6 protein-coding genes and 1 pseudogene are annotated in these 6063 nt (G+C 33.8%); 4 read left to right on the plus strand and 3 right to left on the minus strand.

Annotated features, from left to right (window positions below):
• Nucleotides 1-24 precede the first annotated feature (24 nt).
• The 3 genes and pseudogenes from COD11_RS26065 to COD11_RS27835 form a co-directional block, all read left to right on the plus strand.
• A pseudogene (locus COD11_RS26065) lies at nucleotides 25-558 on the plus strand (urease accessory protein UreH domain-containing protein); the annotation flags it as partial.
• Nucleotides 559-648: 90 nt separating this feature from the next.
• Nucleotides 649-1395 (plus strand): YwmB family TATA-box binding protein, encoded by a 747-nt coding sequence (locus COD11_RS26070; RefSeq protein ID WP_098799772.1) that lies wholly within the window; start codon nucleotides 649-651, stop codon nucleotides 1393-1395.
• Between the two features lie 176 nt (nucleotides 1396-1571).
• The gene (locus COD11_RS27835) at nucleotides 1572-1676 is read left to right on the plus strand and encodes a hypothetical protein (RefSeq protein WP_251406362.1); all 105 of its coding nucleotides are present in this window, start codon (nucleotides 1572-1574) and stop codon (nucleotides 1674-1676) included.
• A 200-nt stretch (nucleotides 1677-1876) separates the two neighbouring features.
• Here COD11_RS27835 and COD11_RS27210 read toward each other — a convergent pair whose 3' ends face one another.
• The 3 genes from COD11_RS27210 to COD11_RS26085 all read right to left on the minus strand — a co-directional run bounded on the left by COD11_RS27210 (nucleotide 1877) and on the right by COD11_RS26085 (nucleotide 4789).
• On the minus strand, nucleotides 1877-2032 hold the full coding sequence (locus tag COD11_RS27210; protein WP_176551259.1) for a hypothetical protein: 156 nt from the start codon (nucleotides 2030-2032) through the stop codon (nucleotides 1877-1879).
• A 707-nt stretch (nucleotides 2033-2739) separates the two neighbouring features.
• The gene (locus COD11_RS26080; protein WP_098799773.1) at nucleotides 2740-3417 is read right to left on the minus strand and encodes a response regulator transcription factor; all 678 of its coding nucleotides are present in this window, start codon (nucleotides 3415-3417) and stop codon (nucleotides 2740-2742) included.
• 1 nt (nucleotide 3418) lies between these two features.
• Nucleotides 3419-4789, minus strand: coding sequence for a HAMP domain-containing sensor histidine kinase (locus tag COD11_RS26085; protein WP_098799774.1), 1371 nt, complete (start codon nucleotides 4787-4789; stop codon nucleotides 3419-3421).
• Nucleotides 4790-5239: 450 nt separating this feature from the next.
• Here COD11_RS26085 and COD11_RS26090 point away from each other — a divergent pair, with 450 nt between their 5' ends.
• Nucleotides 5240-5824, plus strand: a complete 585-nt coding sequence (locus COD11_RS26090; protein WP_098799775.1) for a YdhK family protein — start codon at nucleotides 5240-5242, stop codon at nucleotides 5822-5824.
• Nucleotides 5825-6063: the final 239 nt, after the last annotated feature.

Here is a 6063-nt window from a genome sequence, read left to right on the forward strand (position 1 = left end):
ACTCTATAGGGTACATTTTAGTCTGAGGTAGTCCTTTTTATTTTAGGAAAAATTGTCGTTTTTTCAGGTCTAGGCCTTGTTGTTTGGTTATTAGGCAGTGAGTTTGAATCAACATTGACTCTCTATTTTCCATGGATACGTAGGGTAGTTGGACCTATATTAATATTTATTGGATTATTTATGATTGGGCTCATTAAGTTTAGGAAGTCTTTATCACTTGGGAGCATACCAGATCGTTTTCTGAAAAAAGGAAAGCTTGGCTCCTTTTTAATGGGAGTTAGCTTTTCGTTAGGGTTCTGTCCGACAATGTTTGTATTATTTTTTGTAAGCTTAATGCCGATGGTTGTGTCAGTATCTTATGGGGCAGTATTACCAACCATCTTTGCCATCGGAACATCCTTGCCTTTGATTATTGCAATTTTTCTGATCTGGTATTTTGAATTAAGTGGAAAGTTAATGAAAAAGAAAGGGAGAAAACTTGGTTCAGTCGTTCAAAAATTAGCAGGTTGGATAATGATTATACTTGGGATTTTAGATACTTTAACTTACTGGACGTAAATTAAGGTATTTTAAAAAGTTAAAAGATTAATAGAAAATATGTATACTCACCTCACGAAAAGGTAAAGATAATCGTGAGGTGAGTTTTTTATGAAATCTATCAAAATGACTATAGTATTTCTCATACTATTAAGCTTTTTCTATACAAACAGGGCAGTTAATAGTCAAAGTAATACAAATGGATTATTGGAGTTAACAGAAATTGTTCAAAAGGAAAAAATAACATTAAATTCATGGAAAATTTATATAATGAAACCGGTTAAGGATGTAACCAGTGAAAAAGATATTCAAAGAGAAATAGAAAGAATACAAAAAGATGAAGAAGGATATAAGTGGGATATTAGACGTGATGAAGGCAGTGAAGAACAGCACTATATTACAGTTGGTTACAAACAAATCGAACCAAAAGAAATAGAGATGCGAGTTAAAGTTACTGCCTTTCTTGTAGGGAATAAGTACAGAATATATCATTCTTATGAAATTAAGGGTCAAACTTGGAATAAAGAATTATGGGAATTTATTAATGCTAACTTTAAAAATGAAATTAACGGACAAAATGAAGTCTTTTATACTCTTAAAGGCACAATGAAAGAAAAGAATGGCTTTGAATTAAGGGATGAGGGGGATCTTCTCTTAAGAGAATTCTCTGGTACCTTTGTGGAAGGATTAATTGAAGATGATTTGGTTTCATTATCTGCATATACTAATCTTTTGGAGTCATATACATTAAGGATAAATGAAAAGAAAATTAATCTTCAAATAGGTCTTAGGAAAAATCAAAAGGATGATTTAATTGATGTTACGATTGGTACCCCTATAATAACTTCTGGATACTAGAAAACAATATTATCAAAGAGTAACAGGATCATTCATTTTTAAGTGTACATAAAATTAAAGGTTTTAAGTAGAGTATAATTGACAATTTATTAGAAATCTTAAATGATCAAGAAATTGTTGTAAAACTTTCATTCTAATTAAAGAAAAAAATAGAAGGGACCTTACTAACACTTGCTATACAGCAGTTTCTAGACGTTCGGAAATCGGAACGAGAAAGTTTAAAAGATCTTGAAGGCACTGAATATGCTTCGAGGCGATGCTTATATAGTTGGAATTTGTGAAAACATTTGAGGCACGAAATTACTTTGCCCTTTTTGTCACTTTCGCAAAGGCACTAACCATTCAATTAGTTGATATAGAATCCATATGGATCAATATCTTGTGTGTCACTGTTGTTGATTTCATTGTTCTTTTTGTGCTAAAACGTTTTTGAATTTTGCGAAAAAATGACCACCTACAGATTAATAGGTGGTCATGTAGATTACAACAGGCTACGGCACTCATTGATGCACTCTTGTAAGTCTCTTGAAGCGTGTTGTAAACGTTCATTGCTCATTTTAGACATAGCGTTATTTAAGTGTCTCATTGCGCTTTCACATTCATTAATACATTCTTGGAGTTGTTGTTTATTATCCATGATAATCCCTCCTTTCCAAAAATTTATTGTTACCTAGAAGTAGGGAATTATTCGTTTAATAGTAAACCTGTTACTGAGTCACCTTTAACCAATATTGACTCACCTGTATTCTCTAAATCGTTCTGGGAAGGAGAGGCGTTTAGAGCGCTTGCCCCATCAGTGGAAATGAAACTATTTAGAAACGAGATGACGATGAACTTGGTGTTAGTATGTCATACTTTCCTAGGTCTAACCAATAAAAAAACAACAATTCTAGAACAAATCGATTTTCCTTGTTTTCAAGGGAATAGACTTGCTCTGTGTATATTTATCATGTTTACCCTAATTTGAGCATTAGCTGTATGGTAAAAAGAAATCCATGTATACAAAACCAAGCAACATGGTCGTTGTAAAACCAAATGTTAAAGAAATGATGTAAAAAGTATGGATCCCAGAAACCGTCATCATCCCATTCAGTCCCCAACTTGCCCCTGATTTTTGAGGTTTTATTTAACTGAGATCAAAAGGAAACTGATTCTGCTTTATAAGTCATTCAACATTGGCAAACATCTAAGTAGAAGAAATATTGAAAAGTCATCAGGTTTCTTAAAATGAATAAGGCGTTTGGCAGTATTCCTATAATAGCAATAATAATATTGAACCCAATACCTATTAAAACTGCTAGGAGGGTTAGAGGATAACCATTCAAGTAAGGGATTTTTCACTTTTTATTCCTTTCCAGCCCATTTATATCCAACTCCCCAGACTGTGAGCAAGTGATCATCAGAGGGAAAACCGGATTTTCGAAGCTTTTCACGTAAGTTTCTAACGTGAGAGTCAATCGTCCGGTCTTCAGTTGAAACTTCATATCCCCAAATAGAAGTTATTAAGTGTTCTCTAGTAAAAACTTTATTCTGGTTATTCAGAAATAAACTCATCATCCCAAACTCCTTAGGTGTTAATGAAATTTCCGTTCCGGAATAATGCATTTGAAAAGAATCATGATCCAGAGAAAGGCCTCGAAATAAGATTTTCCCAGTTTCACTCTTTTGTCTTCGCAAAACTGCCTCAATCCTTGCAGTCAGCTCTTCCTCGTCAAAAGGTTTGGAAATATAGTCATCTGCACCATTCTTTAATCCCTTTACAATATCCGTTTTTTCACTCATAGCGGTCAGCATAATAATGGGGGTATCCCAGTATTTTCGGATTTCCTGACATGCTTTCCAGCCGTCAATGTCTGGCATCATAACATCTAATAAAATAAGGTCTACTGAATGTGATGTTAAGTATTCAATTGCATCAATTGCTGATTCTTTCTTAATACAGTTGTATCCCAATGGTGACAAGTACAAGGATAATAAATCTAGCATCAACGTTTCATCATCTACTAATAAAATTGTTTTCATTCTACTGATCTCCTTTAAAAATTAGTTCGAATTCTGTACCAACATTTTCCTTACTTTTTACATTAATTTCGGCACCATGTGCGTGAACAAGCTCTTTTACAATCGCTAGACCAAGTCCCATACCTCCAAGAGATCGTGATCGAGATTTATCAACTCGATATAAACGATTAAAGATATAAGGGATGTCTTTTTCAGGTATCCCTTTTCCGTTATCCTGAACAGAGATATGAATAGAATTTTTGTATTTCCATACTTGTAATATGATTTGTGCCCCTTCATTAGAGTATTTCATTGCGTTGTCTAATAAATTGAAAATGATTTGTTCAAGTCTCAATGGGTCCGCTCTTAAAACTGTGCCTGAAGGGCAGATAACTTTAAAGTTCATATTTTTCTCTAGAAAAGCAGGAGAGAACTTCTGCTCAATTTTTGTAATAAACTTGCTTAAATCGATGTAGTCTTCCTGAATTTCAAAGGAATTTTTGTCGATTTTAGCTAATTCGAATAGCCCTTTAATTAAATGAGACAGACGATTCGTTTCTTCTACTATAATCTCCAAATATTTCCCTCTTTCCTCACTAGAGAGATTACGTTTATATACGATGTCTGCATATCCTTTGATATAAGTTAGAGGAGTCCGAAGTTCATGGGAAATGCTTGCTAAAAAATCATTACGTTCCTGTTTTAAATAATTCAGATCTGTAGCCAATAATTCAATTGATTTAGCTAAATCCCCTAATTCATCATCAGACGTTTTCGGTAAGGAAACAGAAAAATGCCCTTTACTGATTTGTGAGGTAACTTCTTTCATTTTAATAAGCGGTTTTGTGATTCCTTTTGATAGAAAAATAATAATAATAATAGTGAGAATAACGGAAATCCATCCTGCCAAAATAAAGTGCTCATTTAGCCGTTGAATTAAAGAATGAACAGATGCTGTATTTTGAAACATGTATATATATCCGATAAGCTGTCCGTCAGTTTGAATAGGACTGACGGTTGCAATAAAAGGTTCTTCACTCCAATTTCCTTCCACGATCTGCCCATTCCTAGGAATATTAGAAGTAGGTGTCTTTAGGTATTGTTTAAAAGGGTTAATTGGAGAGGAAGTGTCGAGCACCTTTCCAGTTATATCTGTAATCACAACATCCGTATTCGATTCAGACTCCATTAAAACAACATGATCTATCGTTTCGACATCAAACTGTTCTTCAAGAATAGCTCTATGAGAATTTCCCCTCGCTTGAAGAGCATTGAGCTCTTCTTCAACCATGGAATCAACAATTCCCTCGTGTAGAAAGAAAAAAATAAATGTCATCAAACCAAAAATAATCAGAAAGAATAATATTCCAAGTTTTACTGAAAGTTTTTTCACAGAATTCACCTATTTTCAATTAAGTACTTTTATTTTACTCTAAATGTTTGAAGATTTTGTGCAGGGAACTTGATAATACTTAAAAATGTAGGACTGGAATTCAAATAAACTATCGGAGTTCATGAATAGGGTCAATGAATACTCATTTTGCTTAAGAAAAGCATAGAAATGAATTTGTACATCTAGTAAGTGCAGCCCATAAATAAAAAATTGTTACAAAATAGGGGCTTGAATTCAGTACAAAAGCATTTAACCTTGAAAAGGTCTAGGAACTCTAACTATAAAGTTTCTCGTTTTATTAAGTGCGCAATTTTGCATTGATTGTGCTTTTATGTATGGTCATGGTCAAGTATTTTACCTGGGGTTTAGTTAAAAAATTGAGCCTACTCCATAATTTCTGCACATTTTGTTGATATGGTATTGTCAAATGTCAAAGGAGGAGTTATTTACATGTTGACAAAAAGAATAAAAAAATCAGCATTACTATCATTATTAGCAGCCCTTTTCTTAGTATTAGGAGCATGCTCCGACCCTAATAATGAAAACACAGAAGGCACAGAAAATACAGAGAACATGGATGGAATGGATCATAGTAACATGAACCATTCTAGCTCTGGTGAAGTTCCTGAAGATTTGAAAGTAGCAGAAAATCCAACCTATGGGGTTGGAAGTCAAGCGATTATCGAATCAGAACACATGGAAGGGATGAAGGGTGCCAAAGCAACAATTGTAGGTGCCTATGATACTATCGTTTATGCTATTTCGTATACTCCGACAACTGGTGGAGAAAGAGTGGAAAACCATAAGTGGGTTATTCACGAGGAAATTCCAGACGCTGGTGAAGAACCTTTAGAACCTGGAACAGAAATCACAATAGATGCAGCTCATATGGAAGGCATGGATGGAGCAACAGCTGAAATTACTTCAGCCGAGGCAACGACAGTTTATATGGTTGATTTCACTCCAACTACCGGTGGAGAAGAAGTTAAAAATCACAAATGGGTAACAGAAAGTGAATTATCACCGACTGAATAATGTTTGAACAAACAAAAACAATATATTTTTAATCAATCAAAAGAGTGTATAAAAGAGTTGATATACGAAGAAAGAGTTCACTTTAGATAATATCAAGCAAATACTCTGTTCAATATTAAATATCTAATAATTGTGTGACTTAAATCATAATTTTGACGCCGATGCTCTGATTCTAAAAAAATTCTTGAAAGAAATGTAGACAAAGGGTCTACATTTCTTTCAGACTGTAGACAAATCCC

Origin of the sequence: Bacillus sp. AFS040349 (assembly GCF_002577655.1) — a bacterium.
Taxonomy (GTDB): domain Bacteria; phylum Bacillota; class Bacilli; order Bacillales; family Bacillaceae; genus Metabacillus.

What these genes read in the sequence shown, in the direction of transcription:
- COD11_RS26070 (WP_098799772.1), top strand. Translation starts at nt 649, where the DNA reads ATGAAATCTATCAAAATGACTATAGTATTTCTCATACTATTAAGCTTT.
- COD11_RS26080 (WP_098799773.1), bottom strand. Translation starts at nt 3,417, where the DNA reads ATGAAAACAATTTTATTAGTAGATGATGAAACGTTGATGCTAGATTTA.
- COD11_RS27210 (WP_176551259.1), bottom strand. Translation starts at nt 2,032, where the DNA reads ATGGATAATAAACAACAACTCCAAGAATGTATTAATGAATGTGAAAGC.
- COD11_RS26090 (WP_098799775.1), top strand. Translation starts at nt 5,240, where the DNA reads ATGTTGACAAAAAGAATAAAAAAATCAGCATTACTATCATTATTAGCA.